The 24,434-nt window shown below is 38.4% G+C and carries 29 protein-coding genes; 15 read left to right on the top strand and 14 right to left on the bottom strand.

Features of this window, described 5'->3' with window-relative positions; translation table 11 throughout:
- Window positions 1-109: 109 nt before the first annotated feature.
- The 3 genes from KMHG_RS08455 to KMHG_RS17555 all read left to right on the top strand — a co-directional run bounded on the left by KMHG_RS08455 (window position 110) and on the right by KMHG_RS17555 (window position 2,578).
- A complete protein-coding gene (locus KMHG_RS08455) occupies window positions 110-1,300 on the top strand; it encodes a ParA family protein (RefSeq protein ID WP_010288682.1) in 1,191 nt (396 codons plus the stop codon).
- Window positions 1,301-1,315: 15 nt separating this feature from the next.
- Window positions 1,316-1,840, top strand: coding sequence for a hypothetical protein (locus KMHG_RS08450; RefSeq protein WP_010288680.1), 525 nt, complete (start codon window positions 1,316-1,318; stop codon window positions 1,838-1,840).
- A gap of 192 nt (window positions 1,841-2,032) precedes the next feature.
- On the top strand, window positions 2,033-2,578 hold the full coding sequence (locus KMHG_RS17555; protein WP_010288679.1) for a GNAT family N-acetyltransferase: 546 nt from the start codon (window positions 2,033-2,035) through the stop codon (window positions 2,576-2,578).
- Between the two features lie 192 nt (window positions 2,579-2,770).
- Here KMHG_RS17555 and KMHG_RS08440 read toward each other — a convergent pair whose 3' ends face one another.
- The 6 genes from KMHG_RS08440 to KMHG_RS08415 form a co-directional block, all read right to left on the bottom strand.
- On the bottom strand, window positions 2,771-3,559 hold the full coding sequence (locus KMHG_RS08440) for a hypothetical protein (RefSeq protein WP_010288678.1): 789 nt from the start codon (window positions 3,557-3,559) through the stop codon (window positions 2,771-2,773).
- An 88-nt stretch (window positions 3,560-3,647) separates the two neighbouring features.
- Window positions 3,648-4,388 (bottom strand): GNAT family N-acetyltransferase, encoded by a 741-nt coding sequence (locus KMHG_RS17550; RefSeq protein ID WP_010288676.1) that lies wholly within the window; start codon window positions 4,386-4,388, stop codon window positions 3,648-3,650.
- 89 nt (window positions 4,389-4,477) lie between these two features.
- Window positions 4,478-4,849 carry a GNAT family N-acetyltransferase gene (locus KMHG_RS08430; RefSeq protein ID WP_010288673.1) on the bottom strand — a complete coding sequence of 124 codons (372 nt, stop codon included), beginning with the start codon at window positions 4,847-4,849 and terminating at the stop codon, window positions 4,478-4,480.
- A 227-nt stretch (window positions 4,850-5,076) separates the two neighbouring features.
- Window positions 5,077-5,955 carry a hypothetical protein gene (locus KMHG_RS08425; protein ID WP_010288671.1) on the bottom strand — a complete coding sequence of 293 codons (879 nt, stop codon included), beginning with the start codon at window positions 5,953-5,955 and terminating at the stop codon, window positions 5,077-5,079.
- A 221-nt stretch (window positions 5,956-6,176) separates the two neighbouring features.
- Entirely contained in the window at window positions 6,177-7,031 is an 855-nt protein-coding gene (locus KMHG_RS08420) for a hypothetical protein (protein ID WP_010288664.1), read from the bottom strand.
- Window positions 7,032-7,114: 83 nt separating this feature from the next.
- Window positions 7,115-7,882, bottom strand: a complete 768-nt coding sequence (locus KMHG_RS08415) for an SH3 domain-containing protein (RefSeq protein WP_010288663.1) — start codon at window positions 7,880-7,882, stop codon at window positions 7,115-7,117.
- Between the two features lie 234 nt (window positions 7,883-8,116).
- Here KMHG_RS08415 and KMHG_RS08410 point away from each other — a divergent pair, with 234 nt between their 5' ends.
- From KMHG_RS08410 to KMHG_RS08400, 3 genes are all read left to right on the top strand, one after another.
- The gene (locus KMHG_RS08410; RefSeq protein WP_010288662.1) at window positions 8,117-8,395 is read left to right on the top strand and encodes a GNAT family N-acetyltransferase; all 279 of its coding nucleotides are present in this window, start codon (window positions 8,117-8,119) and stop codon (window positions 8,393-8,395) included.
- Window positions 8,396-8,444: 49 nt separating this feature from the next.
- On the top strand, window positions 8,445-8,717 hold the full coding sequence (locus KMHG_RS08405) for a GNAT family N-acetyltransferase (protein WP_010288656.1): 273 nt from the start codon (window positions 8,445-8,447) through the stop codon (window positions 8,715-8,717).
- A 112-nt stretch (window positions 8,718-8,829) separates the two neighbouring features.
- Complete coding sequence (locus KMHG_RS08400; RefSeq protein ID WP_010288655.1) at window positions 8,830-9,063, top strand: (4Fe-4S)-binding protein; 234 nt, start codon at window positions 8,830-8,832, stop codon at window positions 9,061-9,063.
- 91 nt (window positions 9,064-9,154) lie between these two features.
- Here the strand turns inward: KMHG_RS08400 and KMHG_RS08395 are convergent, their stop codons facing one another.
- From KMHG_RS08395 to KMHG_RS08385, 3 genes are all read right to left on the bottom strand, one after another.
- Window positions 9,155-10,699 carry a solute symporter family protein gene (locus KMHG_RS08395; RefSeq protein WP_010288654.1) on the bottom strand — a complete coding sequence of 515 codons (1,545 nt, stop codon included), beginning with the start codon at window positions 10,697-10,699 and terminating at the stop codon, window positions 9,155-9,157.
- Entirely contained in the window at window positions 10,696-11,079 is a 384-nt protein-coding gene (locus tag KMHG_RS08390) for a DUF485 domain-containing protein (protein ID WP_010288653.1), read from the bottom strand. Before KMHG_RS08390 ends, KMHG_RS08395 begins: the two co-directional genes overlap by 4 nt.
- A 422-nt stretch (window positions 11,080-11,501) precedes the next feature.
- Window positions 11,502-12,317 carry a hypothetical protein gene (locus KMHG_RS08385; protein WP_010288652.1) on the bottom strand — a complete coding sequence of 272 codons (816 nt, stop codon included), beginning with the start codon at window positions 12,315-12,317 and terminating at the stop codon, window positions 11,502-11,504.
- A 196-nt stretch (window positions 12,318-12,513) separates the two neighbouring features.
- Between KMHG_RS08385 and KMHG_RS08380 the strand changes: the two genes are divergently transcribed.
- On the top strand, window positions 12,514-13,287 hold the full coding sequence (locus tag KMHG_RS08380; RefSeq protein WP_010288651.1) for a sporulation protein: 774 nt from the start codon (window positions 12,514-12,516) through the stop codon (window positions 13,285-13,287).
- 66 nt (window positions 13,288-13,353) lie between these two features.
- Here KMHG_RS08380 and KMHG_RS08375 read toward each other — a convergent pair whose 3' ends face one another.
- Entirely contained in the window at window positions 13,354-13,536 is a 183-nt protein-coding gene (locus KMHG_RS08375) for a hypothetical protein (RefSeq protein ID WP_010288647.1), read from the bottom strand.
- Window positions 13,537-13,769: 233 nt separating this feature from the next.
- On the opposite strand from KMHG_RS08375, the gene KMHG_RS08370 reads away from it, so the two are divergent.
- Entirely contained in the window at window positions 13,770-14,489 is a 720-nt protein-coding gene (locus tag KMHG_RS08370) for a Fe-S oxidoreductase (protein WP_010288646.1), read from the top strand.
- Between the two features lie 346 nt (window positions 14,490-14,835).
- Here the strand turns inward: KMHG_RS08370 and KMHG_RS08360 are convergent, their stop codons facing one another.
- Window positions 14,836-15,702 carry a LysR family transcriptional regulator gene (locus KMHG_RS08360; RefSeq protein ID WP_010288645.1) on the bottom strand — a complete coding sequence of 289 codons (867 nt, stop codon included), beginning with the start codon at window positions 15,700-15,702 and terminating at the stop codon, window positions 14,836-14,838.
- 115 nt (window positions 15,703-15,817) lie between these two features.
- Here KMHG_RS08360 and KMHG_RS08355 point away from each other — a divergent pair, with 115 nt between their 5' ends.
- Together KMHG_RS08355 and KMHG_RS08350 are read left to right on the top strand one after the other, a co-directional pair.
- Window positions 15,818-16,699 (top strand): DMT family transporter, encoded by an 882-nt coding sequence (locus KMHG_RS08355; RefSeq protein ID WP_010288644.1) that lies wholly within the window; start codon window positions 15,818-15,820, stop codon window positions 16,697-16,699.
- 90 nt (window positions 16,700-16,789) lie between these two features.
- Window positions 16,790-17,257, top strand: a complete 468-nt coding sequence (locus KMHG_RS08350) for a hypothetical protein (protein ID WP_010288642.1) — start codon at window positions 16,790-16,792, stop codon at window positions 17,255-17,257.
- A gap of 139 nt (window positions 17,258-17,396) precedes the next feature.
- Here KMHG_RS08350 and KMHG_RS08345 read toward each other — a convergent pair whose 3' ends face one another.
- The 3 genes from KMHG_RS08345 to KMHG_RS08335 are packed head-to-tail and all read right to left on the bottom strand — an operon-like array spanning window position 17,397 to window position 19,816.
- The gene (locus KMHG_RS08345) at window positions 17,397-18,425 is read right to left on the bottom strand and encodes an LLM class flavin-dependent oxidoreductase (protein ID WP_390618959.1); all 1,029 of its coding nucleotides are present in this window, start codon (window positions 18,423-18,425) and stop codon (window positions 17,397-17,399) included.
- Between the two features lie 35 nt (window positions 18,426-18,460).
- Window positions 18,461-19,369 carry a VOC family protein gene (locus tag KMHG_RS08340; protein WP_010288639.1) on the bottom strand — a complete coding sequence of 303 codons (909 nt, stop codon included), beginning with the start codon at window positions 19,367-19,369 and terminating at the stop codon, window positions 18,461-18,463.
- A 12-nt stretch (window positions 19,370-19,381) separates the two neighbouring features.
- Window positions 19,382-19,816, bottom strand: coding sequence for a MarR family winged helix-turn-helix transcriptional regulator (locus tag KMHG_RS08335; RefSeq protein ID WP_010288635.1), 435 nt, complete (start codon window positions 19,814-19,816; stop codon window positions 19,382-19,384).
- A 132-nt stretch (window positions 19,817-19,948) separates the two neighbouring features.
- Between KMHG_RS08335 and KMHG_RS08330 the strand changes: the two genes are divergently transcribed.
- The 5 genes from KMHG_RS08330 (at window position 19,949) to KMHG_RS08310 (ending at window position 24,345) form a co-directional block, all read left to right on the top strand.
- Window positions 19,949-20,536, top strand: coding sequence for an AbiV family abortive infection protein (locus KMHG_RS08330; RefSeq protein WP_010288634.1), 588 nt, complete (start codon window positions 19,949-19,951; stop codon window positions 20,534-20,536).
- Window positions 20,537-20,677: 141 nt separating this feature from the next.
- Window positions 20,678-21,823, top strand: a complete 1,146-nt coding sequence (locus tag KMHG_RS08325; RefSeq protein WP_010288633.1) for an acyl-CoA dehydrogenase family protein — start codon at window positions 20,678-20,680, stop codon at window positions 21,821-21,823.
- On the top strand, window positions 21,820-22,812 hold the full coding sequence (locus KMHG_RS08320) for an acyl-CoA dehydrogenase family protein (protein WP_010288632.1): 993 nt from the start codon (window positions 21,820-21,822) through the stop codon (window positions 22,810-22,812). The genes KMHG_RS08325 and KMHG_RS08320 overlap by 4 nt, the downstream gene beginning before the upstream one ends.
- Window positions 22,813-22,823: 11 nt before the next feature.
- On the top strand, window positions 22,824-23,630 hold the full coding sequence (locus KMHG_RS08315; protein WP_010288631.1) for an enoyl-CoA hydratase/isomerase family protein: 807 nt from the start codon (window positions 22,824-22,826) through the stop codon (window positions 23,628-23,630).
- Between the two features lie 151 nt (window positions 23,631-23,781).
- Window positions 23,782-24,345 (top strand): NUDIX hydrolase, encoded by a 564-nt coding sequence (locus KMHG_RS08310; RefSeq protein ID WP_010288627.1) that lies wholly within the window; start codon window positions 23,782-23,784, stop codon window positions 24,343-24,345.
- Window positions 24,346-24,434 lie beyond the last annotated feature (89 nt).

Genomic DNA, 24,434 nt, shown 5'->3' with positions numbered 1-24,434 from the left:
ATACTAGATAAGACATTCAACTAAGCTGATATACTCGTATTTATTGGTATTTATACAGTTTAGTGTAGTAAATAAAAAATTATACAAATGTACATAGGAAGGTGCAAATATGGCGATTAAACTCTTTTTTGGTAATGTGAAAGGTGGCGTTGGTAAAACAACGATCACAGATATGACTGCTTACATTTTAGCAACGCAGTATGAACAGCGTGTACTCGTTATAGATTGTGACCATCAAGGAGACTCAACTGATTTCTTCTGTGACTATTTCAATATTGATTTAGGTATGGAGCAAGGTCAGCATGGTTCTATGTTTACCATTTATGATGCTATTCAAGACTATGCGAAAAATAATCATGCAGATGCGATTAAACGTGCCATCGTTCCTGTAACAGATTCGTTAAGTTTCATTCCAGCAAATTCATTGTTAGAAGAATTCTCAACATTTTTATCACGTATGAAAACGACAGAATCTATTCAAGGTACAACATACATTCGCAATGTATTAGCTGCAATTGAAGATGATTATGATTTCATTTTATTTGATATTCCACCGAGTGCAGGTCATTTAGTAACGAACGTAATTATTGCGTCTGACTTCTACGTAGGTATTATGTCTACAGAGAAAAAAGCATTCCGTAAATTACAACCGTTCTTCGATATGTGTAATGAGCATAGCCTACGTGCACAAAATTTTTTACCAGACTATGACCTGGCTAAAAATTTGGGTGTTGTCATGTATTTTGTCACTCAAAACTTACAAGAAGAAAAATATGTCGCTGATGCAGCACAAGATTTCTTCGGTGAATTGATTTTTGACTCTAAGATTCGACGTGCAGATGTTGTTCGTGAACATGAACGTATGCCAGCGCTATTCTTTGAAGATACAACGGAAAATCGTGAATTTATGCAAATGTTTGAAGAAGTCACACAGGAATTATTGATTCGTATGAATGCATTACCAACAGATACAATTCGTGTGGCAACACAAGAAATTTTACTGCCGTTACAAGAGTACTTCACAGATGAACAATTGTTCCGTTTGAAAGAAGCAATCGAAACATATCGCTTACAAAATATTGAATCACTACGTTTACGTGGATATAAATCAACAAATCCACGTAAAACATTACAAACACATTTAATTCGTCTTTTCATCGCTTGTAAGGATAATGATGCATTATTTGAACAACAGTTTAAACAACTGGTAAAATGGCTTAAAAAAGACCCTACACCTTACAGCATTAGCGCGATGCAACGTCTCATTCGTAAGCATCGTAAAGCATTAGAAATCGTCTAGGAGGTTGATTGTTGTATGTCTGACTGGCTAAAGCCTAAAACATCGTTAACGATTAACAAGGTAAAACCACCGAAAGAAGAAAAAAAAGTGGCACCTGTTCAAAATGCGCTCACGAAAAAAATGACAAAGCGCGAAATTCCAAATTTAAATTATCATGCAGAACGTCCACGCTATACATCTGATGTGCGTCGTCCGATCGGTGTGTCACCTGATACGAAAGATGATATTGCGGAAATTGCCGAAGAACATGACGTGAAATTCAATATGATGATCGCAGTGATGACTTTATTTTTCGAAGATCAAAAGTCAGAAGCATTAGTAGAACAATATCGTCCGCGTGCTTCTGAAGTTGCAAAAGCAACGACAGTCTCACGTGCGATTCATATTTATCCAAATATTTATCGCATGATTCGTCACAACGCGCGTGTACACAAACTAACAATTCGTGAGTTAGCGCAAATGATGGTAGACGTTTATCGCGACCGTAATGGGCAAGAACAATTTATGGAATATGTAGATCGTTTTATGATGATGGATTAATGATATAAAGTAAGGAATGCGCACAAATTGTTCGCATTCCTTACTTTTTTATTAATGAATACCTATCAATAGTGAGTACAAAGTAGAGAAAAGACCCATATGTCAGGTAGTATATTTATACCAATTGGTTTATACTGTAAGTAGTTAGCTTAACAATTTATATATGTGTAAAAAAGGGGGCATTGCACAAGAATGACGATTACGTCTATGCAAATACCTAATCTCAAAACCGAACGTTTAACATTAAGACCGATCACATTGGATGATCAACATGATATTTTCGAATATGCTTCTAATCCAAAATTTTCTCAACGCGTTCAATGGCAAACACATGAGACATTACAAGATACAGAAAACTATATTCAACATACATTAACGCAGCAACAACAAAATAAAGATTTTGTATGGGGTATTACGTTAGTTGATACCGACCGCGTCATCGGAACGATTCATTTAACGAACTACACAACGATACATAAAAGAGCACAGTTGAGTTTTTTATTGTCTGAAGATTATTGGGCACGTGGCATTATGCCAGAAGCTGGGCGTGCTATCGTAGAATATGCGTTCGAAGTATTAGACATTCAAAAGATTATTGCTGAATGTTTTATTGAGAATCATCGTACACATCGCGTGCTACAAAAAATTGGTATGGGTTTAGAAGGCATCGCGAAAAAACATATTTGTTTAAATGGCAGTTTTCATGATGTAATCTTATATGCGTTATTTCGCGAATAAGGCTATTTAAATGCAATATAAGGCTTTTTTTGTGAAAAATGATATAAAATATTAAAACACCATTTAAAACGTCTCTTAGGCGCTTTAAATGGTGTTTTAATAAATTTTAACGTTATTTGGCTAATCAGTTTAATATTAACACGGAAATGTTAATATTATGATTTTATCAAATTATACAATTATCAATTTATACTATAAATATTGTGCAAATACGTTTGAAAGTTCATTTAAAATTCGACGGCTTACATTTGTTGAGACGAGTGTCATTGCTTCTTCGTAAAGTGCATTCGACATCTGATAGTCATTGCGAAGTGCGTACAAAATTGAATTTAAAATTAAAAAGGTGCCTTTATATTTATCGTTATCTTCAATTTCTGGAAGCGACAAGCAATCTTCGACAATCATTTCTGCCGTAATCAGTTGATTTTGTTCTATATAATGTTGGGCCAAAATGCTATGAATTGAGAAATAAATCGTTGCGTCGAGATGAAGAAGCTTGTGCACATAAATGCGATCAATTCGATTATAGTGTGCAACAATTTCATCGCCTTCTTCTAAATGTATGAAGCATTCCATTAAATTCGCATAAATTGAAATATAAATGTTCGGATAATCCATAACGAATTGTTGGTCTTCCATATTTTTTAACAACTGAAATAATATTTGTTTCGCTTCGTCGTATTGATGATGTTGTATCAACTGCACAACAGCAAGCATATGTTTAAATTTTAATTGCTCTAATGGCGATATACTATGATGAATCAATTTTTCGTAATGTTCAAACAATTTTTGAACTTCCATTTCATTTGCCATATTCACATGAATTTGTGTTGCAATGTAATATAAGTAGCACTGCGCATCAATTTGTTTTTCCTCAGATGCAATCTCAAAGTAGCGTCTAATTAAGACGAGTGTTTCCTCATAACGAACAGCTCGAAATTTTTGCGAGACTTCCTTTAACATTTCCTCAGTTAATTTCATTATTAACACCTTCAAACGTAATTTGTCAAAAAACTTTGAATTCGTTTCCATTATACGGATAGTGAAAAGAAAAGCAAAGGCATATTACTTATTTTGTCAAAACAATTTCATAACGAGCGCTACAAAATTGATAACCTTGTCGTTGATACATTTCTTTCGGTGTGTCTTCGCCTTCTGCTACGAGTAGGATTGTGTGCGCTGTAAACTGTTGCATAATAAACAGCTGCATCGTACTACCGATACCTTGTCGTTGATATTTATCAGCAACGACAAAACTATCTAATTCAATCGTTTCAGGTGTCATAAAAATCGTCAGCGTGCCGACGATTTGATGATCCAATAAAGCTGCTACAAAACGAATTGTTTGGTCATCAAATTGCTGTTTTAGCAAATGTTGTTTTTCGCGTGCAAAATCTTCTCCGTACGCGATGTCAACGTTGTACTGAAATGATAAATAATTTTTTAATAAGGACGTATCGACGAATTGAACCGTCACAGTTTCATTCGTACGACTATGAAAATCAATTGGTAACATTGCATATAACTCTAAAGTGCCGATGTCATACTGTCGATTTTCTATATAAGTTTGTAATTCTGGTGAAAATGTTTCGCCTTGCGGAAATAAAAAACGTAAATGTGTCATATGCCGATGCTCATGAAAATCATGTTGTCGTGCTTCGTATTGACGAAACGTTGAAAGCGACGGCATTTGTTTAAAACTCATGAAGTTGCTGCCATATCGCGACGGTAATTGAGGATCATAATAATGCCACACGACATCATCTTCATCATATAATGGGGCATCAACATACGTATTTGAAAAATCCATATTCCACTCACTCCTTTAAAATCGATACAGTTTAACTGAAGTATAACAAAAAAACCGAAGCCGCAACTAATTGGCTTCGATTTTTATCGTTATAATGCGTCAGCGAGTTGAATTGGATCGTTGACGATTGGATAAATGTCTTTCATTAATGAATCGTATAGCATCTCGCGGTCGTGTGGTTTCGTATACTCAGGTAATACGACAGCGTCAGCAACAAGCCATTGCTCACTGTCAGCTGGCTGATGCGCTAAAATAAAACCAATAATAATACGGTCTTCTAATACGAGGACGCGATAATTATCGTCTTGTAAATAAATTTTCCATAATGCAATATCATATTCAAAACGGATCGGACTATTTTGACTCGTAATCGGCTTATTCAATTCGGCTTTGCAAACCGTATGAATTGCTGCGATTTGATCTGCGTCTTGAAGGGTTGCATGTCGAATAATACGTTTCAAAAAAATCGCCTCTTTCTACAATATATATATTTTACCATTTCACAAAAAAATTAAACATCGAAATCAAAAAGTTCCATAATTTAGATTCATTATGGTCTAACGTATTTGAGAAAAAATACCTTTAAAACAAATGATAGAGTATAACATTACAAAAGTATATTTTTATAAGTGTATAATTTAATAAAAATATAAAAAGCACCTTATTTTATAAAGGTGCTTCGTTTTGATTAATAATGTTGATTTAGTTTTGTCAGAATGGCATTGCGTAAATGAACCATACCATCATAGTTATAGAAAAAATCAATTTTTTGTTGGGCTCTCGTTTGAACGGTCGTTGGTCGTTCACTGAAGACGAAGTACATAAAGCTTTCTGCAAAGTCTTCTTCCGGTGAAGCTGCCGCATATTGATCCACAAACGATGAAGGATACTTCATATACAATGAGTTCGCTTGTTTACCATATTTTAACCAATCTTGATGAATCGGTCCTTGCCAAAATTTTTGGTAGAAGCGATTTAAGTGAGAATTTTTGTTCATGCATGTGCCATTTGAAACATAGTTCGTACAGCTTTGTGTTTTTGTCCATTGTGTCGTTTTAAAAGATACTAAATGGGCTGTTTCATGAACGAGTGTTGCATAAAAATTATTTGGTTGATCAAGCGCGTCTTTGTAGTCAATCGCAAGTGTCCAAGTTTTCCACGATGAATCATTCGGTTGTACATATGCTTGATCGTTGTTATGACCATCTGTGAAAATTGTAAAGTTTGTTACTTGCTGACGTTTACTCGCTGGAATGGCCAATACAAAATCATTCCATAGTTGTTTATGCAATGCTGCATTTTGTGCAACTGCTTTATGATTTGTCGTATTGCCCGCATGTGGCGTATGAATCACACCGTTTTTTACTCGATATTTAATAATAGTTGTCTGTGCTTCATCATCGACGATATGTGTCGGAACAATATTGACAAACTGACCGTGACGTTGTGTTAATTGAGAAAGTGCGTTGTCCCCTTTAGATGAACTGACAGCTGCGTCTGCATGTGAAATAGGAAGTACGAATAAGAATAAAATAAAAACCGTAAACAGGTAACGCCATTTTTTCATGATTTTTCAGCTCCTTCGCTCGTTAGTATAAGCATTTTCATTTGAAAATGCTTGAGGATATAGATAGAAATATAGAAGGGACATCTTACTCATTCCCGGTCATGAGCCAATAAAACGGCACATATAAAAAACAGTAGATTGTCCGTATAAATCATCTACTTTTATAGTGCTTTTTTATTTATTTAGTATAAAATGATAAAAAAATAATTGTATAAAAAGCTTTAATATAAAAGATATCTCGTTAAAACGAGTGGTTCTTGTTGGTCGATCTGTACGGAGATTTTTTCGTGATGGACGTTAAATCCTTCTCCTTCGATATTTGGTGCTTTTAATGCCAGTGTACCTAGAGGTGAGAAAATGAGAAGGTCATTGAATGTACTTTTAGAGATAGATGCATAAGCGAGTGATAAATCCACATCATACCAAGTAGCATCTGTAATATAAAATTGCTTCCCGTGTAGGTCTACTCTGATGACAGTACTCGTCGTCATTGTCAGTTCGTCATGATGTGCCGTTAGTTTTTTACATATCGTGTGACGGAAAGTAGCCTCTTGAATCGTGGCGTGGACATGTTGCCACATCGTTTCATCTGCAAGTTGCAATGTTTTACCACGCCACTCAGACGTAATCATTTGAAACGTACCATGAATAGCCACATTGCCATGAAAGGCACAATCCATCATTTTGCCTTCTCCATGTATGAAAAATTCGGTGCTCATCGCGCGTAAAGCGGTTAAAGTCATTGTACCAATGATATCGAAAGTATCGCTCTTTAATTGGCTGTAAAAAATATGTGCATCTTTTAAGTGCCCATTAAAGCATTCAATTGTAGAATCAATTATCTGAGATTTTTCGATATAAAGTTCGCCTGTTAAGTGACTATTGATCATGTAACTATTTTCATCGCACCAAGCATTTGTCGGAAATGTCGTTGTATCACAAATCCAACCACCACGCGTTTGTGCAACAATTTCCCGACCTACTACGGTAAAAGTTTTTGTCGCTACTAATTGGGTCAATGTATATTGTTTACCTTCTATAACGACTTGTTTTGTCGTCTCCGTTCGTTGCCACATAAAATCCACTCCTTATGACCTAATCATAGCATATAAAAAGTACGCATTTCTAAGAAATACGTACTTTTTGACTGATGAATGATTTAAGGCGCAGGAATTAAAAAATCGATATATTGTTTTGAAACGTAAGCAGTACCTTTTTTATATTTAATTTTTAGCCATTGATCTTTAGATGCTGTCGTATATTTTTCAGTAAACGTCACAACAATACCAGGTTTTAATTTCCCGAGGACTTTAGACGTATCTGATGGCTTCGCGCGCACATTTAATGTGACGTTACGTACCGTCCCGTTTTTCACGACAGTTGGTGCTGGCGTTGGAGCCTTTTTAAAACCAACGTATTGGCTCACTACATAACCAACTTGATTGTTATGGACGACTTCATACCATTCTACATTTTTCTTTGTTGAATATTTTTTCGTTAAATGTACGGTTGCACCTAGTTTAATCGTGCCGATAATTGCACTTTTTGTAGAAGCTTTTGCACGGACGTTTAGTGGAATACCATTCGTATTTTGTACATATCCTTTTTCAACAACTTTCGGTAATGTGACGACACGCTTTTTACTTACGTAATCCGCACTTACGTAAGCTTTTTGATCGTTATATAAAATCTCATACCAAATTTTGTTAATTTTTTTGACAACTTTAATTTTCTCGTTTTTCGGCAAGACGCCTAATACATCAGACGTCACTGATGGAGCTTTTCGCACGTTTACTCCATGATTCGTATACATTGTAGTCGTTTTTACTTTTTTAACCGTTTCAGCATGAGATGTAATCGGCAATGTAACAGTAGCAAGTGTCGAAGTAGCAATCGCAACAGCAAGTGTTGCCTTTAATAACTTCATTGTAATATTCCTCCTTAGAGTGATTGAATAACCCAAGAACGGCCTAACACATTTGCAATATCTACGCGTATAATACCACAAAATATATCTGAATATTCCACTTTTTAAGTTTTGTATAATTGTATAATCATATATTTTTATAAATATATACTATACAACTACTTCATTTTGTCTATGTATATTTTTAAAGAACTTCGGGAATACATAACTATACAATTGAAAAGGGGGAAGATGATGGATTTTCATGAACAAGGTCGCTTTTATTTAGAGCAACAAAAGCAGCGGATTGCTGAAATCGATTTTATGCACCCGAGTGGAAAAGCATATTATGTCATTACACATACTGGTGTCGATGAATCATTGAAAGGACAAGGTGTCGGAAAAGAGCTTGTAAAACGTGTCGTCGACAAAGCGCGTGCTGATGGCTTAAAAATTTTACCGCTATGTCCGTATGCTAAAAGTCAATTTGAAAAAACGCCAGCGTATGCGGATGTATGGTATCAAAAAGGATAATTGTGTATTTTGATAAAAATATAATTGTATAATCCAAGGAGTGTGAAACATGGAATTTTCACAAGAAGAAGGTCGCTTTTTTATTGAGGATAATGGCAATACGTTAGCAGAAATTACATTTACACAACCGAACGATGAGTTCTTCATTATCGATCACACATTTGTTGATGATCAACTACGTGGCCAAGGAATTGCGAATCAACTCGTGAAAAAAGTTGTCGACAAAGCGCGTGCTGACGATAAAACGATTATTCCGTTATGCCCATTTGCAAAAGGGCAGTTCGAGCGTATTCCTGAATATGAGGACGTATGGCGAAAATAAGGGAAGTTGTGAACAGTCTCTGAAAAGCATAGAATAAATAGGAAAGCTGAAAGAGAGGTGAAAGCTGCTATCGTATGTCATCGACTTATAGTTGATATAGATAGCAGTCGATATGAATGAACAGCAATTATTAGACAATGGGTATCGTAAGTATTCTGGAGAAGCAGTGGATATTTTTTTTAATTTAGATATTTGTCAGCACTCGGGTAATTGTGTGAATGGGAATAGGGACGTATTTGATACAAAACGTAAACCATGGATTATCGCAGACAATGCTTCCGCAGATGAAGTAGCGCGTGTTATCGAGACGTGTCCATCAGGCGCACTCCACTATATTCGTAAATAACATAGGAGAAACCGATTTTTGTCGGTTTCTTTTTTTACGCGTAAAAAAAACTCGCAGCCATTGCTACGAGTTTCTTCTATTGGTGTTTATATTAGTGGTCTACTGAATCACTAACATTTAAGCCTGTTGTGGCATTTACTTTTACTTCAGCATATTTTCGTGCATTTGCTCTTTCACCAACAATTGAGCCAATCCAACCAGCTAAGAAACCGAGTGGAACAGAAATGATGGCTGGGTTTGTTAATGGGAATAAAGCTTCACCTATTAAAATTGCTGATCCATCAGGTGACCAGATGTTTGGACTCATTGCCACTAAAATTAGTGCTGAACCAAGACCTGCAAGCATTGCAGCCATCGCACCTGTTGTATTGAACTTTTTGTAGTAGATCGTGTAAATGATTACTGGTAAGTTTGCAGATGCAGCGATACAGAATGCAAGTGATACTAAGAAGGCAACGTTTAACGTTTGTGCGAATAATGCAAGTACGATTGAGAATACAGCTACGCCAACTGATGCCCAACGTGCAGCAACCATTTGCTGTTTCTCAGTGATGTTACCTTTTTTAATTACTTGCCCATAAATATCATGTGCAAATGCAGATGCGCCTGATAATACAAGACCTGCAACTACTGCTAAAATTGTTGCGAAGGCAACCGCACAGATGAATGACATTAAAATGTCGCCACCAAGGTATTGCGCAAGTAGCGGTGCGGCCATGTTACCAGCTGCATTCGCTGCAACGATTTTTTCAGAACCTACGAATGCCGCAGCACCGAAGCCTAAGAAGATTGTTAAAATATAGAAAATACCAACGATCCATGTTGCCCAGTTAATAGAAGAACGGGCTGTTTTTGCATCTTTTACTGTGAAGAAACGCATTAAGATGTGCGGTAAACCGGCTGTACCTAATACAAGCGCGATCATCATTGACATCGTATCAATACCGTTCGTATATTTCAGACCGGCATTTAAGAATGCTTCACCGTTACCATTCGTTTGAGATACTGTTGAGAACATTTCTAAAATGTTGAAGTTAAACTTCGCAAGTACTAATACTGAGATAATAACTGTACCGATCATTAGTAGAACGGCTTTAATAATTTGCACCCAGCTCGTAGCACCCATACCGCCCCATAAAACGTAAATTGTCATCATGACACCTACGATTAATACGGCTACTTTATAATCGATGCCTAATAATAATTGAATGAGCGCTCCAGCACCAACAAGTTGTGCAATCATATAGAATAATACGATAACGATTGAACTTACCGCTGCAGTTGCGCGAATTTTCTTTTGATTAAAACGTGCTGTAATCATATCTGCTAATGTGTATTTACCTAAGTTACGTAATGGCTCAGCGACAATATAAAGTACGACTAAGTAAGCAACTAAATAACCTAAGCTATAGAAGAAACCATCGAAACCGAATAATGCGATCGCGCCGGCAATCCCCAAGAATGATGCAGCAGATAAATAGTCACCAGCGATTGCGATACCGTTTTGCCAACCTGTTAAACCGCCCCCTGCTGTATAGAAATCAGCAGCAGAATTGTTTCGTTTAGAAGCTAAGTATGTTACGAATAACGTTAAACCTACGATTGCAACGAAGAAGAAAATCCCAATTCCACTCATTTATACTCACCAGCCTTTGCCTTCTCGTTAATAGCGTCTGCATCTTTATCAAATGTAGCAGCTTTCTTTACATAAATAACTGTTAACACCCAAACCATAATGAACAAACCTAATGAATAAACCCAAATCCAAGTAATATCCCCTACTGCTTTACCATCGAGTACAGATGTAAAAGAAGATAATAGCGGTAATAAGAAGTACAATACGAGGAAAGTGATAGACATAGGGACGATAAATTTCGCCTTACGATTTGAAAGCGCTTTGAATTCAGAACTTTCAGAAATATTTACGTATTCTTGTTCCGTAATAACACCATTTTGCGGAATATTTTTCGCATCGACTTCATCTTTTAAAATTTGACGATCAACATTTTGTTCCATGCGGTTTCCCTCCTTTATGAACTTAATTGTTGGTGAAGGATTCATTAATCCTCTTGATGTAATAATATTTGAAAGTTTTACAAAAAGCAACATTTTTTATCGAAAAAAATAAAATTTTCTGCTTTATGATAATTAAAATCTTTAAAAAACGATATTTTCGTTATGTTAAACCCGCTATGATAACAGTGTTTAATGTAAAAATATTATCATTTTCTTTAAAAACAAATTGATGAAAAAGTAAAAAAATTATGTCATAATGTAGATTTTTATCTACACATGTCATAAAAAAGAGGCTGGGACATAAGTGTAAAAGCACCATCTCAAATGAGCATAAAAAAACCGGGATCGCGCTGTGGCGCGGTTCCGGTTTTTTGTTGCGAATGCTAAAAAAGGAAAATGAAATGTTTTGTCCCAGCCTCTTGTCAGGCAGTCGTACGATTTTTCATAATGCCCCAAATGATGCTAATCATATAAAACAATAAAGAAATGACTGTAATAACGATCATAATAGAAATGTAAAATGCGTTAAAATAGGCAACGCCATGCATGACGAAGCGAGATAATGGTAAATGTAAAAATTGCGAAATACAGTTGAAGAAAAATAATAAAATGGTAATCGCTACAATGCCGCTTGAAGCACTTTCTAAATCTGGTTTACTTAATCGAATATGAACGGCGATCGAGCACGATAACACTAAAAAGATATAAAATTGAATGCTTAACGCATGTTCTACGTTAAAAAGGGCAACGACGAATGTCCAACTTAAATGTAAAATTTGTTGCATAGTTTCAATACGCCAAACAGGTGCGGTGGCGCCTATTTGATCATCGATGGCATGATAAGCATCTGGTAATAATAAATATAGTAATACAAAAATAACGAAAGGTCCTGAAAATAGTGGACCAATTCCGACGAAAAATTTGCCAACTCGTTGATAAATACTCGTTGGATTATATGAAAAGTTCACATATCCGAGTGTCCCATCAATGTTCGGCTTCTGATACCAAACGACATGGTCGACTTCGTAACGAAACACTTTACACATAAAAAAATGACCGAATTCATGTACGGGGGTGCCAATCATCGACATAAAGTTAAAAAGCTTGCTACCATATTTATAATGAGAAAGCGATTGCTCACCGATCCATTTCAATAAAAAGCCGAAGAAAAAAATCACGCCTAATAGTTGAAACAATTGTGTAATCGTAATAAGAAAAACGTGGATAATTCCTTCCATGATACACCCCTTCTAGATGCATAAGTATAAATCTATTTTACGCTGAATAAGTCCTATTGTTAAGAGATGTGAAAGGTTTCATGAAAATAACTGTCATATCAATGGGCTTCTATTAGAAAAGTCCTGTTTTTGCTACAGAAGTGAAACAGATTTTATCTTTATTCGTATATATAGAAACGAACAGGGGAGGATACACATGTCGATTTTTCAGAAGGCACTCGCAAGTTTTGGTATCGGTGCAGCAACTGTTGATACAGTACTCGATCACGATACGTATACAGCAGGAGATTTAATTCAAGGAGATGTGCACATTAAAGGTGGAAATGTCGCTCAGAAGATTGATGCTATTTATTTATCTTTAGATATTAATTTTACGAATAAAAGCGGTGATAAATCGTATGAAGATACGGCTTCTATTTTAACGAAAAAAATTACAGACCCGTTTATGATTGAAGCTGGCATAGAAAAAACGATACCATTTTCATTCAATTTGCCGTACGATGCACCGGCGACATTTGGGCGTACGAAAGCATGGTTGCACACAGGCGTAGATATAAAAATGGCGGTAGACCCAAATGATAAAGACGCAGTGACAATTCGTCCGGCGCCACTTGTAAGTCATTTATTAACGACTATTAAAGAGCTAGGCTTTCAATTACGTGAAGTAGAATGTGAAAAGGCAGGGTTGCGCATGTCTACGCGTCATCCGTTTGTACAAGAATATGAGTTCGTCCCGACAGCCGGTTCATTTAAAGGTTATTTAGATGAATTAGAAGTAGTATTTGTGAAGCAGAGCGCCAAACAAATCGAAGTATTATTTCAAATTGATCGTAAGGCACGTGGATTTACGAGTTTTTTATCAGAAGCATTCGATATGGACGAATCGTATGTGAACTATACATTTACGATGAATGATGTAGAGTCGATGCCTCAAATTGTCGAAACAATTATTCGAAAACATATGAAATAAAGATTTTTATAAAATTATCTAATTATACAATTATAAAAAGGCGACCCCTTCATGGAGTCACCTTTTTTAGTTTACTTTGCTGTCATGTGCGCCTAACGTATCTTTAATAACAATTACACCAACGACTAACATAATGATGCTAATCGGTAAAATGGCGAGGATAAATATCATACTGCTAATAATATGTGTGACGAACAAAATTGAAATTATTGCCGCAATGGCAACGAGCATATGAAAATACTTTTCCATTTCAACACGACCTTTATATAAAAGTTTTCTGAGTCCTCTTTACATCATTAAAATTATCGTAACATATGCAACGGGCATTTGTGAAAGACAACGACTTCATCTTTTTTAAGAATGATAAAATGTTTATCATAATGGATTTTATCAATTTATAAAATTATACAAATATCCAAAATTACCGCTTTTTCATATTTTGTATTATGATAGAAGAGACTATTTAGAATTCAGGTGATACAATGCCAGCATTAACAATGGATCAAGTATTAATGCTTGATTCGTACAACATTTATACGACAGCGCCCGCGCGTTCTTTGTTTACGCTTGACCGTGTGCACAAAGAGTTTTTCCAAGAAGATGAATTTGGTGATTTAATGAAAGGTATTACGAATGCCGATTCGGTTGTTGCTGCGATGTCTCATTTTTCAAAACGTTACGGTCAGTTTGTTGCGATGCAATTTTATATGCTGACAGCGTATGATGAAATTTGGGATGGCAACGAGGAAGATCTTCGTTTTGATGCGACAAATGAAAATGGTGTGTATACCGTTTGTATGTTCGCAAATCCAAACGATTGGCGTTACGTTGAAGATGATGAGCGTGAATACGTCATATCAATGATTTTGTACAAACAGTGTAAGCAAATTGTCGACGACTTACGCCATGTAACCGCCATTTCGCCACGCGTCATCTGGGATAATTTCTTCGTACATATTACAAATGTGTACGCAAAATTATTAGATGATCCATTATTAGCTGATCGTGCGATGGATGATTTAGAAATGCTTGAGTCTGACAAAGTATGGGCACGTTTTAGTCAACATTCTTTATATTATGACTATACCCAAGGAAAGGCACCATCTACACTTGTAAATCAACCAATTCGCAAATCTTGTTGTTTATCAAAAGATATTCCGGGATTAGGGGCATGTGGATATTGTCCGTTAGAGCAAGATTAAAAAAATGACGCTTCGGCGTCTTTTTTGATGTTCATTCATTTTGCTGCGATTGCAGCGTATTATGTGATCTGGAATGTATTGTCGATGGTTTATTTTTACATCAATTTGAAACGATATGGTGTAAAAGTTACCTTTTCATATGTATTTTACCCAATGATGGGATTTGTCAGGAGTTGATAAAGTGACATATATTGCTGGATTTAATTGGACATTGCTTGGCATTTTAATTGGTGCAATTGCGTCGAAAGGGTATCGCATTACACCAAAAATCAATGATTTATAAGTATAAATGTATAATTTTATAAAAATATAAAATTGAGCTAACGAAAAGGTTAGCTCAATTTTTTTATGCTAGAGAAATGTTTTTTAAAATATGATCGATAAATGTACGACTCGCAATCGGTAAAATTTTGACGTCTTTATATGCTAAATACAATGTGCGTTTTGCCGGAGGGTCCAGTGGGCGCGTCGTAATGCGATACGGGCAGCGGTCGAGCATTAACTTCGGCATAATGGCAATCCCGAGTTGCTGTTCGATTAATGCCATTGCTGCGTAATCTTCTTCAACGATGTAATGAATATGCGCTTCAAGTTGTGATGCTTCAAATAAAGCGAGCGCATCATTAGATTCACCTTCATCAATTAAAATAAATGGTTCATCAGCTAATGAAGTTAAAGGTAACGTCTCGAAATGTGCGAGCGCATCATTCGGTGACAGAACCGCTAAAAGTGGATCTTCTAATAGAAGATGCGTCGTTAATTGTTCGCTCGAAGCATCGTTAATAAAACCGAAATCGACACTTCCTTCGATAATCCAGTTCGTAATATCAGTATATTCTCCTTGGCGAATTTCAAATTGCACAGCAGGGAAATGTTGCTTAAATGATTTGATTAATTTCGGTAACACATTGCACGCAATACTTGACAAGGCACCAATCGTCACAATGCCTTTTTCAAGGCCTTTCATTTCGCGTTGCTTTTTATGCAGTTCTTGCTCTGCGTAACAAATATTTTTAATATACGGTAAAAATTGTTCGCCATCTGGTGTAAGGGTAATTCCTTTGCGTGAACGTACGACGAGCTGTGTATCTAGTTCATATTCTAGTGCTTGGACAATTTGACTGACCGCTGATTGGGTGTAGCCGAGTTGTTTGGCAGCCGCTGTAAAACTGCCTGTTTCAATGATTTTTAAAAATGCATCATACGAATTCATGTTCTCAACCTTTACATTAGTATTTCTAATAGTTCCATTATAAACATTCGTTTTATTAATATAAAGTGCGGTGCTAAAATATCTAAGGATTGAACGGAAGGGAACATTATTCAACATGAGTCACACACGCGCTAACTTATTATTAGTCTCCATCGCTATCGCTTGGGGCAGCTCTTATATCTTTATGAAAATTGGCTTGAATTCGATGAATGCCTCATCGATTATCGTCAGTCGATTTGCCATCGCATTTATTGCCATGTATGCGATCTTTTTGAAAAAAATGCTTAACGTTACGAAGGAAACACTAATAGCTAGTGCGATACTCGCGTTACCAATGTACGGCGTCTTTATTTTCTTACTGCACGGAATGAAGACTACAAGCGTCTCGACAGCGAGCTTTTTAACGAGCACGACGGTCGTATTCGTACCGCTCATTCATGCGCTGATTACAAAACGCGCACCATCTCGCAAAACGATGTTAAGTTTAGTCATCGTCGTCACAGGTCTTGCATTACTTACAATTGGCGATGACTTTGGCTTGTCGGGTGGAGCCATCTTGTGCTTACTTTGCGCATTATGTAATGCCCTTTACTTAGTTTGGACGAATCACTTTGCGAAAAAAGTACAGCCACTACAACTCGGGGTGTATCAACTTGGGTTTACAGCTTTATATGGTACGTTTGGTTTCTTATTTGAAACGCCAACGTTGCCACAAACGTCATCTGAATGGACAGCCATTCTTGGCATGGCACTCCTCTGCTCTGCCTATGGCTACGTACTTCAACCGATTGCACAAAAATGCACGTCAGCAGAAGAAGCAGGTTTTATTTTCTCGCTTGAACCGGTCTTCGCCGTTGCCTTTGCTTTTATTTGTTTCGGAGAAGTTATGACAGGCGCCAGTTTAACAGGTGCTTTGTTAATCTTAACGGGTGTATTGATTGCCAACTATGTACCGAAAGCAATGAAAAAAACAACATTCAAAATATCTCCTAAATAAAAACGACTCGCTATTCTGCACAAATAGCGGGTTGTTTTTCTATATATAGAACGGATTTCAGCGTACAATGAACAGCATAGGGGGAGTTGCATGAAAATACGTTTATTACTCGGTGTCGTCGCAGTTGGCTATATCTACTATAAAGTAAGATCTTATTTACATAAGAAGAAACTGCTAACGACATTTTATATAGTGAAAGATGCGCCGTACTATGATGCAGTTGGTGGGAGGAAATGTGGCCAGCTCAAAGCGTTCGTCGTAGGGCAGCAACAGCAAGTTCAGATTAAACATATATTTGATAAAAAGTGGGCCCAACTCGCATCTGGCGCTTGGATCAAATTATCGTATTTACAATTAAATATGAACGGTGTCGATCGCTTAATGGCGAATGATGATGTTGTCGTTTATGCATCTCCTTCGAAAGAAAGTAAACAAATCGCGGTACTGAAACGTGGGTCGGTCGTATCGGTCGAAACGTTCACATCGGATCGTCATTTTGCATACATTCAAACCGCTTCATTTAAAGGCTACGTGCCATTTGCTTATATGAAATATTAAAAAGAGGATGAGACAAAACATCTCATTTTCCTTGTTTAGCGTTCGCAACAAAAAATCGGAACCACGCCACAGCGCGATTCCGGTTTTTATTATGCTCATTTGAGATGGTGCTTTTACACTTATATCCTAGCCTATTTTGTTATGCTTTCGTATATTTTTTAATCGCTGGTAAAATGTCGCGACCGATGATTTCAATATTTTTCTTTAGTTTTTCTATCGGCACACCACCGAAGTCGATTTGCGCCATAAAGCGATGCATGCCGAATAGTTCATGTTGATATAGTAATTTTTCGATAATCATGCTACTATCGCCGACCATTAATGCATCTTGTGCACTTTTTGTTGCGTTTGCGACTTGTTCGTACGGATAGCCACTGCCGCGAATTGCTTGGAAACCACCAGATAGATGAGGGTGCATTCCTTCTGCTGCGCTTTGTGCATCATCGCCAACGTAAAACAGACTTGCTGTAGCGAGTGGGAAATCATCGCGATTGAAACCGCTACGTTCTAATGCTTCATAGTATGCATCGACAGATACGGCAAAGTTTTGAGCAGGGCCACCGAGTGTCGTTAACATCATCGGTACGCCTAAGTAACCCGCTTTAATCGCTGATCCAGGAGGGCCACCGACTGCGCGCCATAATGGTAATGAACCTTCTGCCGGTTGTGGTAAAATGTGTGCGCGTTCAAGTGGTGGTCGGAATTCGCCTTGCCAGTTAATCGCACCTGTTGTGTCATTAATTTGTTTTAGCAATTGTAATTTTTCTTCAAAAATGGCTTCGTAATCTTTCAAATCAACGCCGAATAAATCATATGCACCGACGCGTGATCCACGTCCAGCGACGATTTCTGCACGACCGTTTGAAATAAGGTCAAGCGTCGCAAATTCTTCATAGACGCGTACCGGGTCAGCAACACTAATGACCGATGCAGAGCTTGATAGTTTAATGTTTTTTGTCGCTTGCGCAATGGCACCGAGTACGACGGTATGTGCTTGTGTCGTAAAGTAACTTTGGTGACTTTCACCGACTGCAAAGACGTCAATGCCGACGTCTTCTGCCAATTGTGCGAGTTCGATAATTTGACGGAGACGTTCACCAGCGGATAAACGTTCACCTGTTAATGGATTTGCGATATGGTCACCTAAAGAATATAGGCCGAATTCCATACCGTTTGCTGGATTGATACGATTTTTCAATATAATCACTCCTCGATAGGTGTTAATTTACGCACGATTTCGTCGCGGCGGTCTTCCAAAAATGGTGGTAATTCTAATTCATTGCCCATCGTTTCAACGTCTTCATCGACTGTGAATCCTGGGCCATCTGTTGCGACTTCAATAACTAAGCCATTTGACTCGCGGAAATAAATGCTTTTAAAGAAGTAACGGTCGATGATGCCTTGTGATTGGAAGCCATGTGCACGTACTTGCTCAAGCACTTGCTCAAGTGCTGCTTCATCTTTGACGCGAAGTGCTAAATGGTGAATGCTACCGCGACCGGCTTTTTCGCGTTCGCCTTGTTTTTCAATGACGTAAATTTCACCGATGGCACTACCGGCTTGTTGTTGATACACGTCGCCATTTTTCGTGTAGCCGAAAATTTCTGTTAATGTGCGGGCTAATTTTTCAGGATGGCTAACGGTCATTTCGACAGTGCCCATACCTTGAATCAAATGTTCCTCTGGAATGTCTTGATGTGGATATGCTTGCCAAAATGCTTCGCGGTCGTCTGTCGCAATTAAATGCATACGTAAGCCATCTTCATCTTCGAATGGTAATGCAGGGCGACCGGCATACGTTGTGATGTCGCCATGTTTGACGCCAAGTGCATCGAAGCGATTTGCCCAAAATGTTAAGCTATCTTCTGACGGTACGATCATTGAAAATCCTGTAATGGCGTTTGTACCACGATGTGTCGCACCGACCATCGGAATTTCAAAAAATGTAATGCCTGTACCTGGTGTGCCTTCTGTATCACCGAAAAATAAATGGTACATCGTTGGTGAATCTTGGTTAACTGTTAATTTCACGCGGTGTAAACCTAAAATGTGACGATAAAAGTGATTGTTTGTGTTGCCGTTTTTCGTAATCATTGAAATATGATGATGCATATAAATGCCCCCTTAAAGTTTTTGTGCGGTATGTTTTTGTAGTTTTGTCATTAAGTCATAAAGTGTTTTTTGCTCGTCATCGGATAAACTATCTTCAAATAAAGCTGATTGAAAGGCGAGCTGTGCCTCATAGACGTCTTTTAATAAGTTTCGTCCTTCATTAGTGAGTGAAATCCAGTTCGTTTTCCATTCTTTTCGTCGGACAATCCAGCCGAGTTCTTCAATTCGTTTTAACATGCGGGACGTGCCGCCTTCGGATACGAGCAATTGACTAGCGAGTCGTTGCTGCGTTAAAGGTTCTCCAGCTGCGACTTGTACGAGAACGTCAAATTGCGCTGCCGTTAAACCGTATTGTTTTAAAAATTCGTTGGACAATGCATTGCTCTGTTGTGTAAAGCGAGCGATGCGCAGCCAAGTTAGTGAAGCTAATGTATTTTTCAATGCCATCACTCCTCTTCTTGGTTATCACTTTACATGTTAACTGATAAAAAAGCAACCTTTTTATCTTGAATTTAAGGTAAATATGAAAAATCAGGCAAAATAGGGACGTGTCTTATATAATGAAAGGGGGGGATGAATATGCAACAACAGACAGAACAACTACTAACCGCACTACGCAATAATAGTAATCAATTAATCGAAGATGGCTTATTGTTAGCATCGCGTCATCGCTATAGTCGTGCTTATATGTGTTTTCAAGCGGCAATTGATGAGATGAATAAATATTTTAGTATCGAGCGTGCTGAAAAAGAAGCACCGATTAATTGGCCAGCAATCGACGTTGATTTATTGAACGATAATACGGTGATGGAAAAAGATACGATTATTGAACAAGCGCTCGTGAAATTGTTGAAGGAGCGTGCTTTTGGGAACGAAGTCCAAACGTTAGATATGTTTATTCAAGCGATTGATGCATTTAAACGCTCGCTCGCTGGGAATGAAGCATTGCTCGTTGAAATGCTTGATGAACCGTTACAATATATGATGTTTGAAGGAGAAAGTTATATTCGTGAAGTGATGCAACGTCGCAATGATTTACGAAAAAGCGTGTTGCAAGTCAATATTACGAATGAAGGATATGTCGCGCCTGAAGCGGTCATTCAATATGAGGATATGGCAGAAATCGGCATGGCGGCGTTAGCGAATCAATTAATGCTCGACTATTAATACATAAAGCACAATGCAATCGCATTGTGCTTTTTTGATGTTTTCGGTTTAAAATCGTGAAGATGTTGTGTAAAATAGAAAAAAATGACATTTTCAATATAGTGTTTGGTTGACGAATCACATAAAAGGTGGGGAATATTCATGCATTTACCGACTGTACAATTTACGACAGCACAACATGAATTTCGACAACAAGTACGTTCATTTTTACAGCAACATGTAGCAGATGGCACATTTCGAACAAAATGCGATGCTTGGCTAAGTGGGAGTGATCCGCATTTTTCTAAAATCATTGGCGAAGCGGGACTCATCGGACTGACATGGCCGACGCAATATGGTGGGCAAGGTCGTAGCTCGCTTGATCGTTATATTTTAACGGAAGAATTACTCGCAATTGGTGCACCGGTTGCGGCACATTGGATTGCAGATCGTCAAACGGGGCCGCTATTGTTACGCTTTGGCACGGAAGCGCAGAAGCAATATTATTTGCCGCGTATTGCTGAGGGGATATGTTATTTCGCGATTGGTTTAAGCGAGCCGAATAGTGGTTCGGATTTGGCATCGGTACGGACGCGCGCGGAAAAAGTAGATGGCGGTTGGCTTGTGAACGGGGCGAAAACGTGGACGAGTAATGCACATGATGCGCACTATATGATTACGCTCGTACGTACAGGACCATATGACCCGCAAAAGAAACATGAAAACCTTAGTCAATTAATTGTAGATTTACATGCGCCGGGTGTGACGATTACGCCGATTCGCTATTTAACAGGCGAACATCACTTTAATGACATCTTTTTTGATAACGTTTTCATTCCAGATGACCAAGTTGTCGGTGAACTTGGGAATGGCTGGCGACAAGGGTTGGCGGAGTTAGCATTTGAACGGAGTGGTCCTGAACGGATTTTATCGACATTTCCACTATTACAACAAGCGATTGATGAATTGAAAAAACGAGGAGACGTCGCTCGATTAGCGGAAGCGGTGACGTTAGTAGCAGATGTATGGAGTTTACGTAATTTATCGATTGGCGTTTCTAAAGTGCTAGAAGAAGGGGGCGACGTCGATGTAACGGCGGCGCTCGTCAAAAGTGTCGGTACGAAATTTGAACAAAAAGTGCCTGAAATCGTTCGTTTATTGCTCGACGTTTATCCCCGTCTTGATGCGGATACGCCGCTAGATCGCTTACTTGCACAAGCGATGTTACATGCACCAGGCTTTACGATTCGCGGCGGTACATCGGAAATTTTAGCAGGTATTATTGCGAAAGGAGTCGTGGCGCAATGAGTGAAATGCGACAAATGGTGATAGAAGTCGTTGAAAAAATGTTAAAAGATCATGTGACGAAAGAGCACGTTGACGCACTAGCAGCGGGAAAGTGGGATCAGCAGTTATGGCAATTGTTCGAGGAAAACGGGATGCTCGCGCTCGCAACTGCGGACATGGCAGAAAGTGATATGACTGATTTATTTGCGCTTTATCCGTTAATGGGGAAATATGCGGCGCCAATACCGTTCGTGGAACATACGCTTGCAAATGTGTTGCTAAAAACGGTAGGTGCTGAAACGTACGATACGCTGACGACTTTTGTGCTCGTAGACGAATGGCATGACACCTTGCCACTCGTTCCGTGGGCGCGCGATGCATCGCAAGTTGTCGTCATTGGACGAGAAAAATTGGCGGTCTTTGCACTCGACAAAGCAACGATTCAAAAGTCGACGAACTTAGCATCTGAACCACGCGATACAGTGACTTTTTCTACGTTAGAAGCACATATCGAAGTACAACTAACCGCTGCGCAATATGATCAATTGCGCACGTATATTACGATGGCTACCGTATTGAAATCGGCCGGTGCGATTGAGACAGCAGTTGCATTGACGGTTCAATTTAGTAAGGAGCGCGAGCAATTTGGTCGACCGATTCACCGTTTTCAAATGGTGCAACGTCATTTAGCGGATATCGCTGGTGAACGTGCGATTATGCAAGCGGCGGCGGGAAATCTGCTTGAAAATATCGTTCCGCATGAAGTCGGTTATGCGCGTATACGATTGGAACAAGCCATTCGTATCGTTACAGCTTCAGCCCATCAAGTGCATGCAGCAATCGGTGTAACAGATGAACACCCGTTAAATCATTATACGCGTAGACTGTGGGCATGGCGTGATGAGCTCGTAAAGGCGAATGAATGGCAGCATATGTTGGCACAACATTTGTTAGAACAAGACGTCGATATTTGGGCAGCATTAACGGCACAATCAAATTATAATAGATAGGAAGATGACAAATGGCAGATTTATTGTTTGAGGTGCAAAATCGCATTGCGACGATTACGCTAAATCGTCCGGATAGCTTTAATGCGTTCAGTGAAGAGATGATTTTACGTTGGATTGATGCGCTTGAAGAAATTCGTGACGATGATGAGATTCGTGTCGTCGTCTTAAAAGGACATGGCAAAGCGTTTTGTGCAGGTGGGGATGTGAAAGCGATGACTGCAGGTAAAGGATTTTATGAAAGTGAGACCGATTTTACGTCAACAGCGTTGGCGCGAAAAAATTCGTTGTGGAAACGTATTCAACGCATTCCACTGTTACTTGAAGAAATCGATAAACCAGTTATTGCACAAGTGCACGGTTATGCACTCGGGGCGGGTCTCGATATGGCATTGATGTGCGATATTCGTATCGCCGCTGAAACAGCAAAACTATCGGAAAGTTATATTAATGTTGGCATCGTTCCCGGCGATGGGGCGGCGTATTATTTACCACGCCTCGTTGGGACAGATCATGCGCTTGATTTATTGTGGAATGCGCGCATGTTACATGCGAAAGAAGCGAAGGAGCTGGGACTCGTTACGTATGTGGTGCCAGATGATGAACTTGACGATTTTGTAGCGCAGTATGTCGAGCGTCTCACACAGCAACCAACTGAAGTCGTACGCATGATGAAGCGTGCCGTTTACCAATCTCAAACGATGTCATTGCGCTCATCACTCGACTATATTTCATCACAAATGGGCATCGTCACTGAATTGCCGGACCATAAAGAAGGCGTGCGTGCCGTATTAGAAAAGCGGAAACCACGTTTTCAATGATGCACCGACAAACACGGAAAACAGCTGAATAGACTGTGTTTACGCATCTAAACGCAAATATGAATGATTAATACGATAAATTGCTAGAGATACTTCTAATCGAGTATCTCTTTTTGTATGATAGTAGTGTAAAAACGAAGGAGCGATATTTGTGGAGTGGCAACAACAATTATTACGTTATCAACCGAAAAATGAACAAGAAGTACGCGATTTAGCAGCGTTTGCATATGCATTTAACCATTTTGATGATGTGTTAACACGTGACAATCCAATCGCCCATATGACTGTGTCGGCATTTGTCGTGAACAAAGCGCGCACACATGTTCTAATGGCGTATCATAATATTTACGATTCCTGGGCTTGGACAGGTGGCCATGCAGATGGCGACAGTGATTTTTTAGCCGTTGCTTTACGTGAAGTACAAGAGGAAACGGGTGTTGAAGCTGTTCCTATAAGCACGGAGCCAATTTCAATTGAACAACTTTCTGTGTTAGGACATGTAAAACGTGGTCAGTACGTTTCGGAACATTTACATATGAATGTCACGTATTTAGTAGAAGCAGATGACCAAGCGGCGCTTGTTGTGAACGAAGAAGAAAATAGTGATGTCGCTTGGATTCCATTATCAGACATCGCGATTTATTGTAAAGAAGCACATATGATACCGATTTATCAAAAAATAATCGATAAAATTGTAAAAAAACACAAAGAGTAGTAAATACTACTCTTTTTATTTTTCTGTTTAAATTATTTGTATGGAAAATGTAGTTCATTAATATTACAATTGTCACTATTGAATCAAAT

Source organism: Kurthia massiliensis (assembly GCF_000285555.1).
In the GTDB taxonomy this organism is placed as follows: domain Bacteria; phylum Bacillota; class Bacilli; order Bacillales_A; family Planococcaceae; genus Kurthia; species Kurthia massiliensis.
This window is presented reverse-complemented; position numbering and strand designations above follow the sequence as displayed.